Source organism: Microcystis sp. T1-4 (genome assembly GCF_000297435.1).
GTDB lineage: Bacteria > Cyanobacteriota > Cyanobacteriia > Cyanobacteriales > Microcystaceae > Microcystis.
This window is the reverse complement of record NZ_CAIP01000214.1, coordinates 1-19,993: the sequence shown is the minus strand read 5'-3', so window position 1 is coordinate 19,993 and position 19,993 is coordinate 1. Positions and strand designations below refer to the sequence as shown.

The 19,993-nt window shown below is 41.3% G+C and carries 16 protein-coding genes and 2 pseudogenes; 8 read left to right on the top strand and 10 right to left on the bottom strand.

The genetic code is table 11. The features are described 5' to 3' along the window. Positions 1 to 101: 101 nt before the first annotated feature. Complete coding sequence (locus MICAI_RS13410) at positions 102 to 605, bottom strand: HEPN domain-containing protein (RefSeq protein WP_008202866.1); 504 nt, start codon at positions 603 to 605, stop codon at positions 102 to 104. Next, on the bottom strand, positions 595 to 1,704 hold the full coding sequence (locus MICAI_RS13405; protein WP_008202864.1) for a DUF262 domain-containing protein: 1,110 nt from the start codon (positions 1,702 to 1,704) through the stop codon (positions 595 to 597). Before MICAI_RS13405 ends, MICAI_RS13410 begins: the two co-directional genes overlap by 11 nt. A 90-nt stretch (positions 1,705 to 1,794) precedes the next feature. On the opposite strand from MICAI_RS13405, the pseudogene MICAI_RS23960 reads away from it, so the two are divergent. Continuing rightward, positions 1,795 to 1,982 (top strand): annotated as a pseudogene (locus MICAI_RS23960) (helix-turn-helix domain-containing protein); the annotation flags it as partial. Here MICAI_RS23960 and MICAI_RS13400 read toward each other — a convergent pair. From MICAI_RS13400 to ileS, 3 genes are all read right to left on the bottom strand, one after another. Further along, complete coding sequence (locus MICAI_RS13400) at positions 1,980 to 3,191, bottom strand: ParA family protein (RefSeq protein WP_008202862.1); 1,212 nt, start codon at positions 3,189 to 3,191, stop codon at positions 1,980 to 1,982. The pseudogene MICAI_RS23960 and the gene MICAI_RS13400 sit on opposite strands and share 3 nt — an antisense overlap. A gap of 10 nt (positions 3,192 to 3,201) precedes the next feature. Continuing rightward, entirely contained in the window at positions 3,202 to 3,624 is a 423-nt protein-coding gene (locus tag MICAI_RS13395; protein ID WP_008202860.1) for a hypothetical protein, read from the bottom strand. A gap of 103 nt (positions 3,625 to 3,727) precedes the next feature. Beyond that, on the bottom strand, positions 3,728 to 6,586 hold the full coding sequence (gene ileS, locus MICAI_RS13390; RefSeq protein ID WP_008202857.1) for an isoleucine--tRNA ligase: 2,859 nt from the start codon (positions 6,584 to 6,586) through the stop codon (positions 3,728 to 3,730). A 209-nt stretch (positions 6,587 to 6,795) separates the two neighbouring features. Between ileS and MICAI_RS13385 the strand changes: the two genes are divergently transcribed. Together MICAI_RS13385 and MICAI_RS13380 are read left to right on the top strand one after the other, a co-directional pair. Further along, positions 6,796 to 7,368, top strand: a complete 573-nt coding sequence (locus MICAI_RS13385) for a Uma2 family endonuclease (protein WP_039900140.1) — start codon at positions 6,796 to 6,798, stop codon at positions 7,366 to 7,368. Positions 7,369 to 7,638: 270 nt separating this feature from the next. Continuing rightward, entirely contained in the window at positions 7,639 to 10,491 is a 2,853-nt protein-coding gene (locus MICAI_RS13380) for a UvrD-helicase domain-containing protein (RefSeq protein WP_008202853.1), read from the top strand. Between the two features lie 366 nt (positions 10,492 to 10,857). Here the strand turns inward: MICAI_RS13380 and MICAI_RS13375 are convergent, their stop codons facing one another. Together MICAI_RS13375 and MICAI_RS13370 are read right to left on the bottom strand one after the other, a co-directional pair. Continuing rightward, entirely contained in the window at positions 10,858 to 11,589 is a 732-nt protein-coding gene (locus MICAI_RS13375) for a sugar transferase (RefSeq protein WP_008202852.1), read from the bottom strand. A 705-nt stretch (positions 11,590 to 12,294) separates the two neighbouring features. Further along, on the bottom strand, positions 12,295 to 13,092 hold the full coding sequence (locus MICAI_RS13370) for an HpsJ family protein (protein WP_008202850.1): 798 nt from the start codon (positions 13,090 to 13,092) through the stop codon (positions 12,295 to 12,297). A 573-nt stretch (positions 13,093 to 13,665) separates the two neighbouring features. On the opposite strand from MICAI_RS13370, the gene pgl reads away from it, so the two are divergent. The 3 genes from pgl to MICAI_RS13355 all read left to right on the top strand — a co-directional run bounded on the left by pgl (position 13,666) and on the right by MICAI_RS13355 (position 16,630). After that, positions 13,666 to 14,388: a 6-phosphogluconolactonase gene (gene pgl, locus MICAI_RS13365; RefSeq protein WP_008202848.1), complete on the top strand. Its 723-nt coding sequence runs from the start codon at positions 13,666 to 13,668 to the stop codon at positions 14,386 to 14,388. Positions 14,389 to 14,533: 145 nt separating this feature from the next. Continuing rightward, positions 14,534 to 15,160 carry an FHA domain-containing protein gene (locus MICAI_RS13360; RefSeq protein ID WP_008202846.1) on the top strand — a complete coding sequence of 209 codons (627 nt, stop codon included), beginning with the start codon at positions 14,534 to 14,536 and terminating at the stop codon, positions 15,158 to 15,160. A 222-nt stretch (positions 15,161 to 15,382) separates the two neighbouring features. After that, the gene (locus MICAI_RS13355; RefSeq protein ID WP_008202844.1) at positions 15,383 to 16,630 is read left to right on the top strand and encodes a site-2 protease family protein; all 1,248 of its coding nucleotides are present in this window, start codon (positions 15,383 to 15,385) and stop codon (positions 16,628 to 16,630) included. Here MICAI_RS13355 and MICAI_RS13350 read toward each other — a convergent pair. Further along, complete coding sequence (locus tag MICAI_RS13350; protein WP_008202843.1) at positions 16,549 to 17,313, bottom strand: metallophosphoesterase family protein; 765 nt, start codon at positions 17,311 to 17,313, stop codon at positions 16,549 to 16,551. The two genes, MICAI_RS13355 and MICAI_RS13350, sit on opposite strands and share 82 nt — an antisense overlap. A gap of 377 nt (positions 17,314 to 17,690) precedes the next feature. On the opposite strand from MICAI_RS13350, the gene tpiA reads away from it, so the two are divergent. Then, positions 17,691 to 18,416: a triose-phosphate isomerase gene (gene tpiA / locus MICAI_RS13345; protein ID WP_002760957.1), complete on the top strand. Its 726-nt coding sequence runs from the start codon at positions 17,691 to 17,693 to the stop codon at positions 18,414 to 18,416. Here the strand turns inward: tpiA and MICAI_RS13340 are convergent. Continuing rightward, positions 18,413 to 19,195 carry a fumarylacetoacetate hydrolase family protein gene (locus MICAI_RS13340; protein WP_008202838.1) on the bottom strand — a complete coding sequence of 261 codons (783 nt, stop codon included), beginning with the start codon at positions 19,193 to 19,195 and terminating at the stop codon, positions 18,413 to 18,415. The genes tpiA and MICAI_RS13340 overlap by 4 nt on opposite strands. A 145-nt stretch (positions 19,196 to 19,340) precedes the next feature. Here MICAI_RS13340 and rpsF point away from each other — a divergent pair, with 145 nt between their 5' ends. Further along, a complete protein-coding gene (gene rpsF, locus MICAI_RS13335; protein ID WP_008202835.1) occupies positions 19,341 to 19,730 on the top strand; it encodes a 30S ribosomal protein S6 in 390 nt (129 codons plus the stop codon). A 6-nt stretch (positions 19,731 to 19,736) separates the two neighbouring features. On the opposite strand, the pseudogene MICAI_RS13330 reads toward rpsF, so the two are convergent. Then, positions 19,737 to 19,993: pseudogene (locus tag MICAI_RS13330) on the bottom strand (Uma2 family endonuclease); the annotation flags it as partial.

The window sequence follows — 19,993 nt, the reverse complement described above, 5'->3', positions numbered from 1 at the left end:
TTTTTCGATCGCTTGCAGTTAATTTTCGCCGGTTAGGGGATTTAATTTTGACTGATTGTCTTTGTCGAAGGTGCGCTAAAAGCGATTGTACGAGAAATAAGTCAACATTTATGACGTTGCAATTCTGCATCTAACTCTGTTAACAAAGCATATATTCTATCAAAATCATGTTGAGTTTTAGAAGGAGCGTCATAGGTTCTCAAAGTACCTTTAGTATGAGTATGAGCCGCTCGATTGCGACTTCTCTTTAGATTAACAAGATCACCTTTTAAAGCACTAATTTTACCGGTTTTTTCTAACTTTTTTTCGATTTTTTCTAATGTTGCTAAACCAATAACCATAATCAACATTTTTCTAAAAGCTTCATATTGAAAGTTAGAGTTAGGCTTAATAATCTCGTCTTTGATGAATTTTTGGTTAGCTGGGGACTTTAAGCATCGTTTAGCACATCTTAAAACTATATCATCCATAGTTTCCTCGATCCAGCCACATAATTCTATAAGAGCTAGTTTAGAATAAAAAATCTTTTGATCATCACTTGTAGAGTCATTATAGAGTTTATCAAGCCTGTTTAGCGTCTTGAATAAATAACTTTTAGTAATCATTACCAGTAGATGAAAAAATTTTGATAGATGTATTAATCCTCTCTAAAGCCTTATCTTTTTGATAAATACCACCAGCTAAATTTTTAGTCAAAAATGGTTCAGATTTTATTAATCTAGAATACTTGTCTTGTAATTCACCATTGGAGAGATTGACTAAAGTATCTAAATTCTTGGCAACTCCTAACAAAATTCCCTCAGCAATAACTTTACTGGTTTTGAGAGGTTCTCCTGTGGAAATTTTATCATAAATTAAGTCAACAGTTTGCTTAAATAATCTATCTTTAGATTGAATAAAATCTTCATGAGCCAATCTATGTTTATACATATAATCATTTAAAAATCCGGTCAATTTCCCCTTGTAGTTCTGGTATCCATCATAAAAAGCAAAGAAACGAAGAACTAATTCTTCATCTTCAAATCGAGATGCTTTTTTCTGCTTTCGATCCATCAGCAAAAGCCAGTTTTCATATTGAGCGCATTCTTTTAAAAAAGTATTAAACTCGCCATTATAGATACAATTTCTGATCTCCTGATTATTAAGTTTTACTCCACCGGTATTTAAGCGATGGAAAATGTTAAAAATATAATTATTATGAGCTTTTTTGCTGGAGTCATAGCGAATCATGGTGATGGGAATAGTCATATTTTCTACGCGTTCATATAATTCTTCATGCTGAGTTTTTATTTCCTCAACTGTTTTTCCAGAAATAGACGAATCTACATCAGCTAATTTTGATAGCTTCCAATCTTCAGTAGTTAAAAATTTGACGATGGTACTAATTCGTTGTAATCCATCGATGATATAGCGTTTATCTGTCTTATAGTCAAGACTAATACACATACTAGGAATCGGTAACTGTTTCATTAAACTATCAATAAAACGAGTTTGTTGTGGATCAGTCCACACCACATCTCTTTGAAAATCTGGATCGATAACCAATTGTTTTTTTTGATACATTCTAACTAGATCAGAGCAGGATCGCTGCTCATTGTAAGCAATAATATCCGCAGGAGGAAAATCCACATCATCTTCTTCCTCTAGATACTTTTCTTCTTCGGCTGCTAGTAATTTCTCTTCTTGAGTGAGATAATTAACCATAATTTTTATCCGTCCTAATATTGCCAATTCAAAAATGAAACGCACGACTCCTTAAGAGTTGACAGAAAAAGGCTCATCAGGTACTGTCTGATCAATACAACAACAGATCAGACACAAAAACGAAGCCACCAACATCTTAACATAGAACAAAGAAACTTGCTCTATCAACTTGGTCAAGAGGGAAATTTATCTCAATGGCAAATGGCAGCTGGGATGTCATCAAAGCACGACCAAAGCGAGAATTAAGAAGGAATCAAGGTTCCCTCGGATGCTATCTACTGAAAATTGGTATCTTCATCGATTAAGTTAGCAATGGGAGTATAATAATCCAGTAATCCAGTGACAGGATAACGGTCTGCTAGAGCGATCGAGGGAATATAAGGTATGATTAGATAGTCTTCTGAATCTATATCTAAATCATGATCGGTAGTTTCATCTATATCTATATTTTTGTCAATATGTTTTTGTAAAATTTGCCAAGCATGAGTAACTTTAGTTATTCCTGTATCACTTAAATCGGGAACGGGTGAAAAAACAAAATTAAGCGAAAGTCGGCCAAAAGAAGTCAAAGATTGCAAAAGAAGCTCGATTCCTTTTTGATTTTGTTCGTTAGGAAATAAAAAAATAATTGCTTCGTTGGCTGCCTGTAGTAAAGATAAAGCTCCCCATTCATTGATTCCAGTACACGAATCTACTAAGATAAGATCAGGTTTTAACTGATTTTGAATCTCTCGACTAAAATTTGACCAGAGTGTTTCCCCATTATCGAGAATTGTTGTTGCTCGCAGATCATCAACTTTAGTAATGTAATCAAGACTCAAATCACCCGCAGGAACAATAAATAGTCTTCCCGTTGCATCGGGAATATTAACTTCTCCAAATATTTCAGTGATATTAATCTTTGCTGTTACACCTTTTGGTAAATAGGATTTTTCATAAAAATAGTCCACAATTCCGTATTTCGGTGAGGGATTTAAGGGGAAAGCTGTGCTTAACCCCGGTGCTTCTAAATCCAAGTCAACAGCTACTACTTTACGACCTCGCATCGCTAAAATCCAAGCAACATGAATTAAAGCAGTTGTCCTACCTACTCCCCCTTTAAAAGAATAAAAAGTTACGGTTCTAGGAAGACAAAGTTCAGGAGAAGACGGTGATTGATTTTGTGGATTAGCTGACCACAAGGCTAAATCTTGCCAAGTGTGAATTGATTTTTCGTCCAGAAGTTGTGGAGCTTTTAGATCGAGAGAGGCTGCCTCCTGAATAGTATATAAAGATATAAAACCTAAAGATTTATGCTGTTGTTCTATGTCATTTTTAACTGCTTCTCTTCGCTGAGTTGTTGATAAATTTTCAAACTTATCACTGACGATAGTTATATTCAAAAGTCCAGCAGTAGATACATTGAGATCAACCCATTCTTGTGCTTCTTTTTGAACATATATATCTGTTAATTTTTGTTTCAGTGATCTTAACCAAGTTTCTGACATAACTATCTCCTTAAAGTTGAGTAGCTTGTTTCTGAAGCCATCTTTTCAGACCTGTATAAGCTGATAACCACTCTTTGTATTTATCGTCATTCGGTTCACTGCTGGAATAACGCATATCTATAAAATTTTGACTAGGATTTTCTACTATATTAATCCATTTTATCACGTCTGGATAATTTTGAACTCTCGAATAGAGACGATTATTACTTTTTAGAGCAGCTGTCAAACTGTGACCCGGATTAGTTATGGTATGTCCGGGGTTATTGGACTTAGTTTTCCATTCTTTATTGGATACCGAAGCTAAGATCATAGATTTCAGCAAACATTCGATCGTAATACCTCCAAAGTGCATAGCAGCTATTTTCCTATTAGATTTACAAAGTATTTCTGTATCTTGATGACGTTGTAAAAAAGCTGATTGGTAATCTTCCATCCCTAATTATCTATTCCCTAGAGTTAATACCTGTGAATAAGTTTTTAGCTGAGTATTAAACAAGGGTACTTTATTAAACAATAAAGCACCCTTTTAATTTAGCTTAGAACTCTCCTTTTAAAGCGGCATTACAGCGCTCGCAAATAGTGGGATCATCGGCAAATTTTCCCACTTGAGTGGAATAATTCCAACAGCGATCGCATTTTTCGCCGTCTGCTTTGACGATTCCCACCGAAACAAAGTCGGATTCTCCCTTATATTCTGCGGTTTGAATCGCGCTAATATCACTAACTAATTCCACTTGAGAAGAGAGAAATAGATAACGCAATTCATCGACTTTGTTCCCCGTTAAACTATCACAATTGTTGAATAATTCTAACTCCTGTTGTAAGGTTTCATCGGGAACATAAAGTAAAACTTTTGCCTCTAAAGAAGCACCGATCGCTTTATCATTTCTGGCAGTTTCCATCACCTTATTAACTTCGGTGCGTAGCTGCCGGAATTTGGCCCATTTATCGGCCAATTCGCGATTATTCCAAGCAGGATCGATGTTTAGCCATCCTGACTCAAATACCGATAAATAAGGAGTTTTGTAGGGGAGAAATTGCCAGATATCTTCCGCTAGATGAGACAGGACCGGAGCGATCGCTTTAGCGAGATTTTCTAAGGCAATAGCATAGACTGTTTGACAACTGCGACGACGGAAAGAATTAGGATCAGAAATGTATAAACGATCCTTAGCGATGTCGATATAAAAGTTAGATAAATCGACAACACAAAAATTCTGTACCGTCTGGAAAAAGCGGAAGAATTGGAAACTTTCAAAAGCTGCCGTTACTTCCGTAAACACCTCCGAGATACGATGTAACATATAGCGATCGATCTCCGGTAGATCTTCATAAGCTACTGCATCTTTAACGGGATCAAAATCATTTAAACTCCCCAGTAAAAACCTGGCAGTATTCCGGATTTTATTACGGATATCTACCAACTGTTTAAGAATATTTTGACCGATATTCACATCATTGGTATAGTCCACCGAGGACACCCATAACCGAATCACATCTACCCCATAAGCGGGTTCTTTTTTCTGGTCTTTACCACCATTAATGATCACATTGGGATCGATGACATTACCCAGAGATTTACTCATTTTTCGTCCTTGTTCATCCAAAACAAAACCGTGAGTTAACACCGTTTTATAGGGAGCAATACCATTAGCAGCGACACTGGTTAATAAACTCGATTGAAACCATCCCCGATGCTGATCCGATCCTTCTAGATACATATCCGCAGGATAACTTAATTCTGGTCGAGCATTAGCCACTGCATTCCAACTAGAACCAGAATCAAACCACACATCCATAGTATCCATTCCCTTGCGATAACTGCGACCATTATCGCGATAACTGGGAGGCAATAATTCCTCTACGGATAACTCCCACCAAGCATTAGAACCCTTGACTGCGAAGATAGCTTGAACGTGATTAATCGTCTCCTCGGTTAACAGAGGTTCATTCGTTTCTTCGTCATAAAAAACAGGAATAGGAACCCCCCAACTGCGCTGACGAGAGATACACCAATCGCTTCTTTCACTAACCATAGAAGTGATGCGATTCTTACCGGTTGCAGGAATCCAACGCACCGAATCAATTGCTTCTAAAGCTAATTCCCGGAATCCTTCCACGGAAGCAAACCATTGTTCTGTTGCGCGGAAAATTGTCGGTTTTTTGGTTCTCCAATCGTAGGGATATTTATGCTGATATGCTTCTTCTTTGAGTAAGGCACCCTTTTCTGTCAGTGCTAAAATTATCGCTTCATTAGCATCTTTCAGGACATTTAACCCCGCAAATTGTCCCGCTTCTGCGGTGAAATTTCCCTTATCATCCACGGGAGAAAGTATCGGTAAACCGTAACGTTGGCCGACGATATAATCCTCCTGACCATGGCCGGGAGCAGTATGAACTAATCCGGTGCCGGAATCAGTGGTGACATAATCCCCACCGATGAGAATAGCACTTTCTCTGTCAAACAAAGGATGACGATATTTAGTATGTTCTAATTCCAGACCTTTAACCGTTGCTTTAATCGTCAAAGTCCTGTTAAAAGTATCGGCCAATTTTTCGACTAAATCCGTCGCTACGATTAGATAATTAGACTCGCTAGTTTCTACCACTGAATAGTTTAATTCTGGGTTTAATGCGACGGCTAAATTCCCGGGTAAAGTCCAAGGGGTAGTCGTCCAGATAGCCACGGATAAATTAGGCAAAAATGGCGTTAAAACCGGGGTTGAAACTGATGTGATCGGGAAAGCAACATAGACACTGCGGGAAGTGTGACCTTCGGGATATTCTAATTCTGCCTCAGCTAAAGCGGTTTGAGAACTAGGACTCCAGTGAACCGGTTTTAGTCCCCGATAAATATAACCTTTTAGGGCCATTTTTCCGAATACGGCAATTTGAGCGGCCTCGTATTCAGGTTGTAGGGTTAAATAGGGATTTTCCCAGTCTCCCCAGACTCCATACCTTTTGAAACCTTCACACTGTTCTTTTTGCGTTTGAAGGGCAAAATCGTGGGCTTTCTGACGTAATTTCAAAGGGGTTAGACCCTCTTTTTCCGAGCTTTTGAGACTTTGTAAAACCTTTAGTTCGATCGGCAACCCGTGACAATCCCAACCAGGCACATAGCGCACTTTGTAGCCTTGCAGCAGTTTATATTTATTGATAATGTCTTTGAGAATTTTATTTAAAGCATGACCGATATGCAGAGACCCGTTAGCGTAGGGTGGTCCATCGTGGAGAATAAATAATTCTTTGGGGTTATTTTGCGCTAATTTCTCATATATTTGCTCATCTTGCCAGAATTTCTGGATTTCTGGCTCACGTTTGCTGGCATTTGCTCGCATATCAAAGTCAGTTTGGGGCAAATTAACGGTATCTTTGTAACTTTTAGCGTTGGACATTCTAGCAAACCTATGGATATCAATCGTTTTCGGGATTCATTCCTAAATAACGTCCCTTTGAGAGTCGTTATCTCTAGTCTGTCACATAACTGTAATATAAATATTACAAGTGACAATCATCGATCTATAAGTCTAGCGAGATTGTGTCCAAGAGCGATGATTCCGAAAGGCTATAATTCAGTTATTCAAGGATAGGGAGCATGGGGACGATGGTGACGAATCCTAATTTTTTTTATGTCTCTCCAGAAGTGTATCTAGAAGGGGAAAGAGTCAGTCCGATCAAGCATGAGTACCGAAAAGGACGGATTTATGCGATGGTAGGCGCAAAAAAGCCCCATATTGTCTTAAATACAAATCTAGCCACTTTATTGAGTATCCATCTCGATGATAGTCCCTGTCTTGTTCTCACTTCCGATATCAAAGTCCGGTTAGAGGAGGCAAATTGTTATTATTATCCCGATATTGCGGTGGTTTGTGACGAGAGAGAGATTAACAATACCGATGATTTTATTCTTTATCCCGTTCTGATTATTGAAGTATTATCGAAATCTACGGAATCCTTTGATAGGGGTGATAAATTTAGCGATTATCAAACCTGTCCCACCTTAAAAGAATACATTCTTATTCATCAAAATCAGATGAAAATTGAATGTCACCGTCGCGAGGATTCGGGAGTTTGGCAAGAACAGATCTATGAAGCGGGAGATGAGGTAGAATTTACCAGTGTAGGATTCCGGGGATCGATCGCTTCTATCTATCGCAAAGTCCCCGGTTTGGTATGATTGCCATTCTTTCTTGACATCGCACTTTTATGTGTCTAGGGATAGGGGGATATCTGTCTCCCTTTGCCTAAAAACCGAGATTATCAAGCATTTAATTCTATTTATCACACCTCTAGGAAGTTTTCCTTTTCGGTAGCTGTTCGTCAATACCAATTTAGGTTATACTTTATGTTTATGGGAAGCGATCGCTGTTAGTTTCCCACTGTCCTAGGGAACAATAAACATAGCTGAAAGACAGCACTCGATCATGTAAGGTCAGGTGAGGTGACAATGGATAAATCAAACCTAAATAAGCAATTAGTAATTAATAATATTCAGGAATTTGCCGAGCTTGTTGGTAATTATGATCAAGCTTGGAAGCTTCTTGTGGGTAAAAAGGTTAGTCGTATTCGTGCAGAAGTGAAATATAAAGGGAAAAAGACGGGGATAAAAGGCACTAAGAATTATAAATATGGACAAATCATCAACATAAAATACGAGGATGATACCGTGTCTGTGCATATTAAGTATCAGCGTAATTTTTTTGCTGAATATAAAATCGAGAAAATTATTAATCAATTTAGTGATATATTTCCCTTTATTACCGTACAAGAAATTTTCCAAAAAGTACCAGAAATAAAAAATAAAATACTAGAGGAGATTTATCAAACTCTTGAATATGATTTCCTTAATGTCAATAAACTTTATCAGGAAAGATTGTATAAATATCTGACTAAGGAAGAATTTGGACAAGAAAAATATAGATTTGTGCAATCTTGGCTAGAAAAAAATCTAGGAAGAAAACCAGATTTAGAGCAGTCTGTAGCCATTGGAGAAGTTAATAATAATATCCAAGTCTTAGCGCGTGCGGGGAGTGGCAAAACTAGCACATTAGTCAACAAAGCTTTATTTTTGCAGAAACATTGTGGTATTTTACCAAGGGAAATATTAATACTAGCTTTCAACCGCAAAGCAGCCGAGGAAATAAGAGAAAGAATTGAACACAATTCAGCAAATAACATTCCCTATGTGATGACATTCCATGCTTTAGCTTATGGGTTAGTTCACCCAGAAGAAGAACTAATTTTCGATCAATCCGGTGGGGAACAAAGAAAAAGCAAAGCTTTACAATCAGTAATTGATGATCACCTCAAGTCTCCACAGTATTTCTCAAAGATTCGTGATTTAATGATGGCTAAGTTTCGCGGAGATTGGGAAAATCTAGTTAGAGGTGGTCATTTATTAAATCGAGAAGAAATGTTATCTTATCGTCGTTCTCTACCCAGAGAAGGATTAGATGGTAGATACTATAAATCCTTTGGCGAAAAGGCGATCGCAAACTTTTTATTTGAGCATAATTTATTCTATAGCTACGAACGTAACTATGATTGGAATGGCATAAATTATCGGCCAGACTTTACCATATTTACTGGCAAAAATCAAGGAATTATTATTGAATATTTTGGATTACAGGGTGATCCAGATTATGACGAAATGTCCGCAAGAAAACGTCAGTTTTGGCAAAATGCTCAAAATCAAGCTCGATGGCAATTTCTTGAATTTAATCCTGGGGATATAAAAGCATCACAGGAGCAATTTGGTAATTTACTGAAGCATAAACTTGCAAGTTTTGGTTTACTCTGTAATAAACTGAGTGAAGATGAAATTTGGGCAAAAGTCAAAAGACGCTCGATCGATCATTTTACCAAAGCGATGGTTCAATTTGTGCAACGCTGTCGCCAGCAGTTTTTAACCACTGAAGAATTAGAGAATAAAATTTTTAATCATAATTGTCTAGAGGAATTTGAGTCACAGTTTCTAGAATTAGGACAGGTTTTTTATCGAGCGTATCTAGAAAGATTAAAAGCTACAGGAGAAGAAGATTTTGACGGATTAATGCAAACAGCATCTAAATTGATCACCTCTGGACAAACAATTTTTAGACGGAAATCCAGTGGGGGTGATTTAAGATTACTTAAATATATTTTAATTGATGAATATCAAGACTTTTCCGAACTATTTTACCGCTTGATCACAGCCATTAGACAGCAAAATTCTCAAGCTTGTTTTTTTTGTGTAGGGGATGATTGGCAAGCTATTAATGGTTTTGCTGGCTCAGATCTTAACTATTATCAAAACTTTGCTAATTATTTTCCCAATTCTCTAAAATTAAATATATCAACAAATTATCGTTCAGCCTCTGCAATTGTCACCACAGGAAATAATTTGATGAATGGTTTAGGAAAACCCGCTCAACCTCATAAAAAAGAGTCGGGATTTGTTAAACTGGTTGATCTACAAGATTTTGAGCCAACCCCAAGAGAGATTGAAGATCATAATGGGGATCATATTACTCCTGCTTTATTACGTTTAATCAAGAAGATTATTATTGAAAATAATCAAGAAGTGGTTTTACTCAATCGCAAAAATAACCTGCATTGGTTTGTCAATTATCAAAATAAATTAGAAGACTTTCTTAATGCAATCCGTGGATATCTCCCCGAAAATTTGCGAGATCATTTGACTATTTCCACATCCCATAAATATAAAGGATTAGAAAAACAAGTTGTTATAATTTTAGATGCGGTTAATCGTTCCTATCCTTTAATTCATCCCGATTGGGTTTTTACTAGAATTTTTGGCAGTCATCCCGAGGGAATTGTTGCCGAGGAACGTCGTCTTTTTTATGTGGCTATCACCCGTGCGATCGAGCAACTCTATATAATTACAGAAAGTCCTAACTATTCGCCCTTTCTTGCCCATTTAAATCTGAATAAAATTAATTGGCAAGAATATCCAATACCAGGAGATAATTCAAAATATATAACTATTGAAATCGGCAATCAAAAAGGGAAGGGTTCTCACCCGACTATTCAGATTAGAGACTTGCTAAAAGCTCAAGGATATAAGTGGAATTCCCATCAACATCGACAAATTTGGTATCGTCATGATTTAAGGGCTAGTTTCACCACGGTGGATGATTTCTTCCATCAGTCTTCTTGGTATGCTATTGCTGATGGAGTTGAGGTGTGTTTTTATGACGATTTTCGCAATTTATTATGTGTTTGTCACGTTAACAATGGACAGCATGATTATCTGAAAGCACCGAATATTGAGTTATATTCTCAGGATTTAGAGCCTTGACATACTCCCAAGTTATCAATTGTTTCTCCCCGCTCCCCTCTCCCCTATCACCCCACTTCCCCCCGCATCGCGTACGCAGTAACCACCCCACTGTCCTATACTTTTTAAACAGGATTTAGTATTACTGTGATCATCTTTAAGTAGGTAGGCGTTAAAAGTTGTCAGATCCCCCCGCCTATCGGCATCCCCCCTTATCAAGGGGAGATCAAGGGGGGATTAAAGGCAAAATCCATTTTTAATTTAATTATAACCAGCTACTTATCAAAAAAAGAGGAGAAAAAAGCAAGTTTTGCCCTTCTCTCCTCCAGTCTAGCGATTCATTACATTGAAACAGCAGTGAGTAATTTTTAATTACTATCCACCGCTTTAGTAAGCACCATTATTTTTGGGAAAAACCACAACACCGATAGTTTTGAAGACTACCCAGATATCGGTTAACCAGTTACGGGAATTAACGTAATACACATCCATCTGCACCCGCATGGGATAGGGGATGTCATTACGTCCAGAAACTTGCCATAAACCAGTTAAACCGGGGCGAATAGTTAAAACTTTGTCGATGCGATTGCCATATTTCTGCAATTCTTCGGGAACTAAAGGCCGCGGACCGACGACGCTCATATCTCCCCGCAGGACGTTCCAGAATTGGGGAAACTCGTCTAAACTGGTTAAGCGGAGAAATTTGCCAATCCAAGTTATGCGGGGATCGTCCTTCAGCTTGAAATTATCCTCGAATTCCGCTCGCAGTTGGGGAGAGTCTTCCATCAGTCTCTCTAACACCTTATCGGCATCCATTACCATAGTACGGAACTTGATACAGTTGAAAGGCTGGAAGTTTTGACCGACGCGCTTCTGCATATAGAAGACTGGACCGGGGGAGCTAATCGCGATCAGTAAGGCTAAGATTAAATAAAGCGGCGAAAAGAAAATTAGAACCGATAGGGAGAAAACGATATCGAATAATCGTTTTGAGGTATCGCCGTCTAAAGCTATTAACCAAGATTTTTGATGCCGTCTACCAGAGACCGAAGGTTTGAACCCTCGCTTCATCAAAGCTTGTAGAGCCTTGACGGAGATAAGTTGGCTATTAGCAGTCATCTTACTCCTTCACATCACACACACCACACAGTAACCATGATAAAGCCACAAGACTGAAAAAACAAGTCTTCTGGCCAATAACTGGCACGGGTTATTTTAGAGCCTTTGTACTGAAAAATTTCTGATTAGGGTTTGCGGCAAAAAGTTCCTGGCTGGGGTTAGGAGTCAGTCCCGATGAAAAAATTTTCACCCCCACAGATGAAAGAGGTTTCCTTCCCTACACCCGTTCGGACCTCGGCGTGAGCTTTTGTCGAACGCTGAGCTCACGGCCGAAGCCCACACCCTACACCCTTTTTCCAGTCAGGAGTCAGTAGCCGGTCGTCAGGAGGGGAAGTCAGAATAACAGAATGACCTTGCCCACTGGCAAGCAGAACCCTTTGCAATCGCCTCTGGAAAGTGCAAGGGTTTTGAGTCTCTCGGATCGATTTCTCAACCTTCGTTTCTGGCACTTTTTTGGCTAAAAAAGTGCCAAAACCGTTTTCTAGTAAGGCTTTCAGTAATTTTCAGCAAAAATTAATTATGCAACAGGTTTAATAGATAAAAGGGCATCATTTGCTGATACCCTTTGTGGCTGAATATTTAAGTAGTCACAGATTTGACCCTAAGGATGAAGTATGTTCTTATGTGCGCTCGTCTCCTGACTCGGAGAATTCTGACTCCCGAAAACGAAAACTTTATACTTCATCATTAAGATAAATCCCCTGCTTAGGCAGTGCGTTTTTTCATACTACCTAGTTCTCGAATGCCTAACCAACCGATCAAACTATAGCAAATCGATAGCAACATACTTTGAATACCAATTCTTAACCACTGTTTCAAAGCCTCCAAGTTAGCTTGGCTTTCTGCCTGTTTTCGCCGATCTTGCAGCTGAGTTTGTAGCTGATTTTTGATCTCATCTAATCGCTGTTTAAACTCCTTCGGTTTTTTGGATAAATCCCGTAAATTAGTTAATTGTTCTCTTTGTTGACGTAGGGTCTGTAACTGTTCTGTGCTGATCGTTTGTCCTTGGAAACGACCAGTTTCAATTACTTGATTTCTCTGAGAGATCTGCTGTTCTAATAGTTGGGGATTTTGCGATAGAGTATTCAACTGGGCTAAGAAAGCCTGAATTTGTCCCTCTCCTTGATCAACACCCTGTTCAATTTGAGTCAAAGCGTTGTTTTTAATCTGGTTGATATTATTGATGTGAACAGGAATCATCAACAGAAAAACTAAACCCAACAGTGTAGAAAGAATAAAGATCGGCCAACGCAATTCAAAGCGGGATTTCCTAGGAATAACATCTCTATCTCTATTGTTAGCTTCAATCCAGTAAGCAATTAAAACGAGAATGATACCCAGGAGAGGAACAATTCCTCGATCAACAAAGGTGGTGACGAACCCTACCTGCCATTGGGATTGACTGAATTGATAGGGCAGCGGCAGGATAAACCCATCCAAAAGGAAGGAAATAATGAAAACCAATCCCGTTAATTTCAGGGACAAAGAAGTAAAGCTGTTCATCGCTGTTTCTGTAATGGTATGTCAATGAATAGATTCATTAGTCTGTTTAAAAGTTCTCGCTGGGGATTCCCAGAAGGATTTTGCCGAGAGGCCCTCTGACAAACTGTAATTTCTAGTTAACTCTCGTTTAACCTCCCGCTAAACCCTACGTTAAACCCTTCGGCTTGTCAACCCCTGTCGAGAATCGACTTTAGAAATATTACCTCAATATGGTATCGGTAAACTTATCCCTGTCAAAGAATAGCTCTCTCGCAAAAATCAAAAATCTTCCTTTAGCTGAGAAGACGGTCGCCAGGAGGAGAAAAAAGACAATAGAAAACTATAATATCGATAAAAACTAAGATTATAGCAAATTTATCCGAATTTTTAGATATTTTGACCCGATAGCACTTCGATAACTTACTTTTGCCGCAGGTCTAATAAAATTTTCCCAAGCTCTCAGACTGGGTTTCCCCCCGTATCTCTTACCTAAGACAGAGGCTGTCAAAGGATAAAATTTTCCCAAGCTCTCAGACGAGTCCTGAATCGTTAGCCTATAGTAAAGACAGCCCCCCTGAGTCGATAACAAAACCCATGCAGAAATTGGTGGAAATTTTAGCCGATAAACAAGCTCTGATCGCAAAATCTCTGGCGCTGGTTCTGGAAAAAATCACAACCAGCCTCGACCAACAGGACCATTTTACGATCGCTCTGTCCGGCGGTAGCACCCCGAAACCTCTCTACGAAGCTTTATCCTCTCAACCCCTCGACTGGTCAAGAATTCACGTTTTCTGGGGAGATGAACGCTACGTTAGTCCCGATCATCCCGACAGTAATCAACGCATGGCCCGGTTAGCATGGCTCGATCGCATACCGATCCCGGCCGCTAATATTCATCCTATGCCCACGGATGACCCCGATCCCCACCGGGCTGCCCAAAAATACGATGATCATCTCCGCCAATGGTTTGGGGTCAATTCGCCCGATTTTCCCGTTTTTGACCTGATTTTATTGGGAATGGGCGATGATGGTCACACCGCCTCTCTCTTTCCCCACACGGCAGCTTTAACGGTCAGCGATCGCTGTATCACCGTCGGCGAGAAAGATGGCAATCCCCGCTTGACTTTTACTGTTCCCCTGATCAATCAGGCCCGTTGTGTGATCTTTATCGCTGCCGGCGAAAGTAAACGCCCCGCTCTACATGAGATTTTCTCTGCCTATGGTGACTCTTTCTCCTATCCTTCCCGTCTGATCCACCCCCCGGCCGGGGAATTATACTGGTTACTCGATGCCGCCGCCGGTTCCTCTTTTGTCTAGAGAATAGGGAAATGGGGGAATAGGGAAATGGGGGAATTCAACTAAAACCCCAACACCCCCCGCAACGCGCACGCAGTGACCACCCCAACACCCTAACACCCCAACACCCTAATCGGCTTTTTTAGTTTTTCCTTTTTTCTTAAAAATGATCGTTTGTCCCAATTGCGAACATACTAACCCCGATGAGGCCACTCAATGCGAGGCCTGTTACACTCCCTTGCCACGGATGTCTTTCTGTCCTAGTTGTGGGGCAACCATCCAAACTGATGCCACCTTTTGCGGTCAGTGTGGCTACAATTTACAGCCTAATTCTGTCCCCATGGTGGCAGCCGAGGCCGAATCGGAACCTGAACCCGTCTCACCAGTCCCAACACCCACGCTCGCTTCGATCGCACCTCCTCCTGTTGCCCCCCCACCGGTTCCGGCTGCCACCCGCCTACAGATGGAAATGGCTAGTCTCCAGCACCTACAAACCGATAGCAAAATTGAATTACCCCTACATCTATCGGTAATTCATATCGGCAAACCTAACGCTCGCATTCCCCCCGATATCGATGTTTCCGGTTTTCCCGATTCTGATATCGTCTCCCGGGTTCATGCCGATATCCGCGTCGAAGGAGGCATCTATTACCTCGAAGACAGCGGCAGCGCCAACGGAACCTACGTTAATCACACTCCCCTACCCCCCGGCAATCGTCATCGTCTCCGTGCTGGCGATCGTATTTCCCTCGGTAAAGGGGACAAAATGACTTTTATTTTCCAAATGTCTTAAAAGGGTACAGGTGTTAGCGGTTAGGGGTTAGGGTTTTAGGGTTTTAGGGTTTTAGGGTTTTAGTTGAATTCCCTCATTTCCCCATTTCCCCATTTCCCCACTTCCCACTCCCCACTTCCCACTCCCCAATTCATAATTCATAATTCATAATTCATAATTCCCACTCCCCAATTCATAATTCATAATTCATAATTCCCACTTCCCACTTCCCCACTGAAAATTATGGGTACAAATTGGCGAATCGGCTCTTTATTGGGCATTCCTCTCTATATTGATTCCTCCTGGTTTTTGATTTTGGCTTTTGTCACCCTGATCAATGCCACCGATGCAGAAATTCAGTCTCAGGCTGGCCAAAGTTCTATTTTAGCGTGGTTACTTGGTTTAATCATCGCTTTATTGCTGTTTATCTCGGTTTTACTCCACGAATTAGGTCATAGTTTCATGGCCCGATGCCAAGGTATCAAGGTCAATTCCATTACCCTATTCCTCTTTGGGGGTATGGCCTCGATCGATCGAGAATCTCGGACTCCTCCAGAGGCCCTGCAAGTAGCGATCGCTGGACCCCTCGTCAGTTTTCTCCTGTTTTGTCTCCTCTCCCTAGCCAGTCACTTACCCTATTTAAACGCCAATTTAACTTATATATGCGGGCATTTAGCGATAATTAACCTGTTTTTGGCTCTATTTAATCTTATCCCTGGGTTACCCCTCGATGGCGGTCAAATTTTCAAAGCAATCGTCTGGCAAGCGACTGGCGATCGCTGGAAGGGTTTACATTGGGCTGCGATCAGTGGTCAATTAATCGGTTGGTTGGGGATTATTTTGGGGATTTTCTTGGTTCTCTTGACGGCAGCTGTGGAGGGAGCTTGGTTAGGATTAATGGGCTGGTTTATCCTCAGAAATGCCCGCGCCTACGATAATTTGACTAATTTACAGGAAAGTCTCCTCAATTTCACAGCGGGAGAGGTGATGAGCAGAGATTTGCGGGTTTTAAACGCCCATCAAACCCTAGAGGAATTCGCCCAAGAATACGTTTTAGACCGAGCGGCTGCCAATACTGCTTATTTTGCCGCATCCGAGGGGCGTTATCGGGGATTAATTCGGGTGGAAGATTTACAGGCGATCGAGCGGAGTTTCTGGTCAGAAAAACAACTGCTTGATCTTGCCCATCCCCTCGCGGAAATTGCCACTGTTGAGGAAAAAACCCCCTTAGTGACGGTGGTGCAGAAATTGGAAACCATCCCAGACCGCATGATCACGGTGTTAACACCAGCCTCCGCCGTAGCGGGAGTGATCGATCGCGGCGATATCCTCAAGGCAATTGCGATTAAATACCAAATTCCCCTAGAGGAAACGGATATTGAACGCGCTCGCGAGGGAGTTTACCCCAGTTATTTGCCCTTAAATGTTATTGCTGCCGCTCTCGACAAGAGTGAACCGCCAAAAATCGGCGAACCTTCCTTAATGTCCTGACCTAGAGAGGATGGACGGTAATAATCTTGAATATGGCTAATGCGAAAATTTCCTCGCTGGTTAACCTGCCACAATTTCCCCGTTTCCACATCTAAACAACTTAACCAGCCTTGGCCGTAGGCCCAAGTATCAATACAAATGGCATGGCCGAGATTAACCGGTTTACCGCTTTTTTGGCTGGTATGGCCGCAAATCATGGTTTTTCCCGAACTATGGGCGGCGGGATATTGAAATTTCTCCCAAAAGAGTTTGTATTCTGGTTGTCTGGCTAGGGGTAGATTGGGATCGAGACCAGCGTGAACAAATAAATGATTTGCAGTTTCGTAGCTATTTATACAGACTTTTCCTAAAAAATCCCAGTGGGATTCAGGAATTTTAATCAGGTGGCCTTCGCTATAGGATTTGAGGGTGGCTTTACCGCCTTTTTCTAACCAGAGACGCTGTTTGAGGGGGTTATTACGGGCTTGCAGCATGATAATCTCGTGATTACCTTTGAGGGGAATCAAATTTCCCTGTTTATGTAGGGAAATCAGGCGATCGATCACCCCTTTCGAGTCTCTGCCCTTATTAACGTAATCACCGAGGGTGATTAAAGTATCTTGCGGTTTGGGGTTGACGATCTCTAGCAAGTGATCTAGAGCTTTTGAGCAACCATGTATATCGCCGATCGCTAAGGTTCGCATGAGGATTTGGTAGGGGATTAGGGCATAGGTAGGGTTTGCGGCAAAAAGTTTTTCGTGGGGGCAGGGTGTGGGGTGTGGGGTGTAGGGTGTAGGGTTTTACCGATTTTGAGGTGGTCAGTTACCTAATTTTCAGGGAAAAAGTCCAGGAATTTTACCCCCGATCCCTCCAATGGTAGGCACTTTTTGAGGTCAAAAAAGTCTAAAAGCCTTATCAAACAAAGTTTTTAGATTTATTCAGCAAACCCTAGGTAGAGGTAAAACTACTCAAGAAATCTGTTCACGACAAACAGCGATTATCGCTGATCTTGCTTAGGGTAACAAAAAGGCTTAGAGTAAAATGTACCATAAATTATCAAATCTACTAAATTAATTAAGCTGTGCCGAAAGTTGTTATTGCAGGTAACTGGAAAATGCACAAAACCCAGAGAGAAGCTTTGGAGTTTTTGCAAGATTTTAAATCCCATCTAGATGAAACCCCCGACGACCGAGAAGTAGTTCTTTGCGCCCCTTTTACAGCTTTAGCTGTCCTCTCTAAAACCCTCCACGGTGGTCGTATTCGCTTGGGGGCGCAAAATGTCCACTGGGAAAAATCGGGGGCTTATACGGGCGAAATCTCGGCGGATATGTTAACCGAAATCGGGGTTCACTATGTGGTTATCGGTCACAGTGAACGCCGGCAATATTTCGGCGAAACCGATGAAACCGTCAATTTAAGGGTCATATCTGCCCAAAAACAAGGTTTAATCCCGATTATCTGCGTGGGAGAAAGTAAAGCCCAAAGAGATGCCGGAGAAACGGAAAAGGTAATTATCAAGCAAATTCAAGGGGGTTTAGTCAATGTTGACCAAAAAAACCTCGTTATCGCCTACGAACCCATCTGGGCGATTGGGACGGGGGAAACCTGCGAAAGCGAGGAAGCTAACCGCGTTATCGGTTTGATTCGGCAACAATTAGACAATCCCGAAGTAACCATTCAGTACGGTGGTTCGGTAAAACCCGATAATATCGATGAAATTATGGCTCAATCGCAGATAAACGGGGCTTTAGTCGGTGGGGCGAGTCTAGACCCCGCCGTATTCGCTAGGATTGTTAATTATCGTTAATTGATTTCTGCTGCCATGACGCTATTTTCCAAAACCCCGATGCCTTCTATTTCCACCCGAACCTTATCCCCCACCTGCATCGGTCCGATTCCTTCGGGAGTTCCCGTTAAAATCACATCCCCCGGCAGCAGGGTCATCACTTGGGAGATATAAGCCACCAAGACATCGGGGGGAAAGACCATATCACTGAGATAACTGCTTTGTTTGGGTTCGCTGCCATCATTGAGAAAAGTGGTTAATTGCGCCCCGATACTCAATTCCCGGACAATCCAGGGGCCGAGGGGACAAAAACTATCAAATCCTTTCGCCCGCGTCCATTGGCTATCTTTTTTCTGTAAATCCCTAGCGGTGACATCATTAGCAATGGTATAACCCCAGATTTTGCTTCTGGCCTGGGCTGTGGTGCAGTTTTTGGCGGTTTCTCCGATAATTAATGCTAATTCTCCCTCATAATCTACTCTTTCCGATTGGGGCGGATAAAAAATTGTTTCACCATCGGCGATAATTGTCGTCGGTGGCTTGAGAAATAAAAGCGGTTCTTCCGGTACAGGTGTTCCCATCTCGGCGGCGTGGGCGCGGTAATTTTTGCCCACAGCAATAATTTTCGACGGGAAACAGGGGGCTAATAGTTGGTAGCTATCAGGTTCTAATTCTATTTTGGTTAGTTGCCCTCCTTGCCAGGGAGGGGCATCAAAGACAGCAACGCTACGGTTTAGCTGTAACAGTCCGTAGAAGATTTGTCCTTGACGATGTTTCACTCGTACATAGCGTTGCGCCATATTTTTCTGGGAATGACTAGCGATCGACTCTCGGATAGTAGTATGATCATATATCCTTGCTTCTTTATTAAAAGCTAGAGAGTTATTAAAATCAATTAACCTCTGGCCTTGACAAAGAAGCCTTCTAGTCCATAAGGATTCTGAGATGAGCAATAACTACGAAACTCTTTACATTCTCCGTCCCGATTTAGGGGAAGAAGTCGTTCAGCAACAAGTGGAACGTTATCGGACTCTGATTAGCGAACACAGCGCCACAGACATTGAGGTTAAGGTGTGGGGTAAAAAACGCCTGGCCTATCCCATCAAAAAACTCAATGATGGTGTCTATGTGCAGATGAATTATCAGGCCAGCGGCAAACAAGTCGCCCCCATGGAACGGGCCATGCGTTTAAGTGATGAGGTTATTCGTTATTTAACCCTAAAACTCGATCGCGTGGTGGCCCCCCCGGCCGATTTATCTCCCCTAACGGAAATTCCCCCCTCTCCTATCACCGAAGCAGTGGTGGAAGATGACGGTATCTCCGCTGAAGATTAATTATAGTCACAACTGTGTCGGGTCAATGCCCAATTCCCGTAATCGGGCAAAAGCGCGGTCGCGTTCTTGTTGTGCTTGGTTGCGTTCTTGTTGTGCTTGGTTGCGCTCCTCAAAGAGGGTTTCAGGGTCTTTAAATCGTTCCCCATCCGGATAAAAGACCTCTAAACCCTCTTCAAACATCTCAAACCGAATCCCTAGGATTGGGGAAGTCCAAGGAAAATTCAAGGCCGTTACTGGGAAAAAATCCTCTTGCTGATTGGGTC

Excerpts from the sequence above, each read along its gene's own strand:
- MICAI_RS13410 (WP_008202866.1), bottom strand. The coding sequence starts at position 605 with ATGATTACTAAAAGTTATTTATTCAAGACGCTAAACAGGCTTGATAAA.
- MICAI_RS13405 (WP_008202864.1), bottom strand. The coding sequence starts at position 1,704 with ATGGTTAATTATCTCACTCAAGAAGAGAAATTACTAGCAGCCGAAGAA.
- MICAI_RS13400 (WP_008202862.1), bottom strand. The coding sequence starts at position 3,191 with ATGTCAGAAACTTGGTTAAGATCACTGAAACAAAAATTAACAGATATA.
- MICAI_RS13395 (WP_008202860.1), bottom strand. The coding sequence starts at position 3,624 with ATGGAAGATTACCAATCAGCTTTTTTACAACGTCATCAAGATACAGAA.
- ileS (WP_008202857.1), bottom strand. The coding sequence starts at position 6,586 with ATGTCCAACGCTAAAAGTTACAAAGATACCGTTAATTTGCCCCAAACT.
- MICAI_RS13385 (WP_039900140.1), top strand. The coding sequence starts at position 6,796 with ATGGTGACGAATCCTAATTTTTTTTATGTCTCTCCAGAAGTGTATCTA.
- MICAI_RS13380 (WP_008202853.1), top strand. The coding sequence starts at position 7,639 with ATGGATAAATCAAACCTAAATAAGCAATTAGTAATTAATAATATTCAG.
- MICAI_RS13375 (WP_008202852.1), bottom strand. The coding sequence starts at position 11,589 with ATGACTGCTAATAGCCAACTTATCTCCGTCAAGGCTCTACAAGCTTTG.
- MICAI_RS13370 (WP_008202850.1), bottom strand. The coding sequence starts at position 13,092 with ATGAACAGCTTTACTTCTTTGTCCCTGAAATTAACGGGATTGGTTTTC.
- pgl (WP_008202848.1), top strand. The coding sequence starts at position 13,666 with ATGCAGAAATTGGTGGAAATTTTAGCCGATAAACAAGCTCTGATCGCA.
- MICAI_RS13360 (WP_008202846.1), top strand. The coding sequence starts at position 14,534 with ATGATCGTTTGTCCCAATTGCGAACATACTAACCCCGATGAGGCCACT.
- MICAI_RS13355 (WP_008202844.1), top strand. The coding sequence starts at position 15,383 with ATGGGTACAAATTGGCGAATCGGCTCTTTATTGGGCATTCCTCTCTAT.
- MICAI_RS13350 (WP_008202843.1), bottom strand. The coding sequence starts at position 17,313 with ATGCGAACCTTAGCGATCGGCGATATACATGGTTGCTCAAAAGCTCTA.
- MICAI_RS13340 (WP_008202838.1), bottom strand. The coding sequence starts at position 19,195 with ATGGCGCAACGCTATGTACGAGTGAAACATCGTCAAGGACAAATCTTC.
- rpsF (WP_008202835.1), top strand. The coding sequence starts at position 19,341 with ATGAGCAATAACTACGAAACTCTTTACATTCTCCGTCCCGATTTAGGG.